Source organism: Vreelandella rituensis (assembly GCF_003336665.1).
Taxonomy (GTDB): Bacteria; Pseudomonadota; Gammaproteobacteria; order Pseudomonadales; family Halomonadaceae; genus Vreelandella; species Vreelandella rituensis.
On record NZ_QPIJ01000140.1, the window covers coordinates 1 to 1,730 of the forward strand.

Consider the following 1,730-nt stretch of genomic DNA (forward strand, 5'->3'; position numbering starts at 1 on the left):
TATCCAGCTGAGGCGCCGACGGCAGCCAGCCCATGCGCTCGGAGCGCACGTTGAAGTCGATCAGGCTGCCCGGGTAGTCCTCGGCCTTGGCCAGCGGCGAGAGGATTTCCTTGATCTCGAGCTTCTCGTAGCGCCACTGGGAGGAGTGGCTGTAGAAGAACGAGGTGGAGTTCATGTGGCGCGGCGGACGCTGCCAGTCGAGGCCGAAGGCCAGCGGGGTCCAGCCGGTCTGCGGGCGCAGTTTTTCCTGCCCCACATAGTGGGCCCAGCCGCCGCCGCTCTGGCCGATACAGCCGCACATGACCAGCATGTTGATCAGGCCGCGGTAGTTCATGTCCATGTGGTACCAGTGGTTCATGCCGGCACCCACGATGATCATGCTGCGCCCGTTGGTCTTGTGGGCGTTGTCGGCGAATTCCCGGGCGATGCGCGTGGCCTGCTCCGCCGAGACGCCGGTGATCTTCTCCTGCCAGGCCGGGGTGTAGGGGCGAATCTGGTCATAGGAGGTCGCGCCGTCATCCTCGCCATCGCTGCTGAAGCCCCGGTCGATGCCGTAGTTGGCGCACATCAGATCAAAGACGGTGACCGCCAGCATGTCGCTGCCGTCGGCCTTCTTCAGGCGCTTGACGGGCAGGTTGTGGAACAGCAGGTCATCGGCGGCGCCGGCACCGGCGCCCTTGACGTGCTCGAAGTGCTCGTGCTCGATGCCGCCGAAGTAGGGAAACGCCACTCGCGCCACGCTGTCGTGGTGCTCGGCCAGGCTGAGCAGCGGCTTGATCTTGGTGCCTTCGGCGTCCAGCGGCTCGAGGTTCCACTTGCCCACTTCGTCACCGGTCTCGCCCCAGCGGAAACCGATCGAGCCACGCGGCACCACCAGCTGGTCGCGGGTTTCGTCCCAGGCGACGGTTTTCCACTCGGGGTTGTTGTCCTGGCCCAGGGCGGCATCGAAGTCGCTGGCGCGCAACTGGCGGCCGGGAGCGAAGCTTCCGTCCTCACGCGCTTCGAGTTCCACCAGAAACGGCATGTCGGTGTACTGGCGGACATACTCGGTGAAGTAGGCACTGGGCTTGTCGAGGTGGAATTCCTTGAGAATCACATGGCCCATGGCCATGGCCAGGGCGGCGTCGGTACCCTGCTTGGCGGACAGCCACTCGTCGGTCAGCTTGGAGACTTCGGCGTAGTCCGGGGTGATCGAGACGGTCTTGGTGCCCTTGTAGCGCACTTCGGTGAAGAAGTGCGCGTCCGGGGTGCGCGTCTGGGGCACGTTGGAGCCCCAGGCGATGATGTAGCCGGAGTTGTACCAGTCGGCGGATTCGGGGACATCGGTCTGTTCGCCCCAGGTCATCGGCGAGGCCGGCGGCAGGTCGCAGTACCAGTCGTAGAAGCTCATGCAGACGCCGCCGATCAGCGACAGGTAGCGGCTACCGGCGGCGTAGGAAACCATCGACATGGCGGGGATCGGCGAGAAGCCCAGGATACGGTCGGGNCGGGGATCGGCGAGAAGCCCAGGATACGGTCGGGACCGTACTGCTTGGCGGTGTAGACGTTGGAGGCCGCCACCAGGTCGTTGAGCTCGTCCCAGTCACCGCGCACGAAGCCACCCATGCCACGGGCACGCTTGTACTGCTTGGTCTTGGCCGGGTCCTCGACGATCGAGGCCCAGGCATCGACCGGGTCGGGGTGCGCCTTGAGCGCCTCGCGCCAGAGGGCCAGCAGCGGCTTGCGAACCA

General features: G+C 65.6%; 1 pseudogene. It reads right to left on the minus strand.

Going from position 1 to position 1,730, the window contains the following annotated elements:
• A pseudogene (locus DU506_RS21100) lies at positions 1–1,730 on the minus strand (molybdopterin-dependent oxidoreductase); the annotation flags it as partial.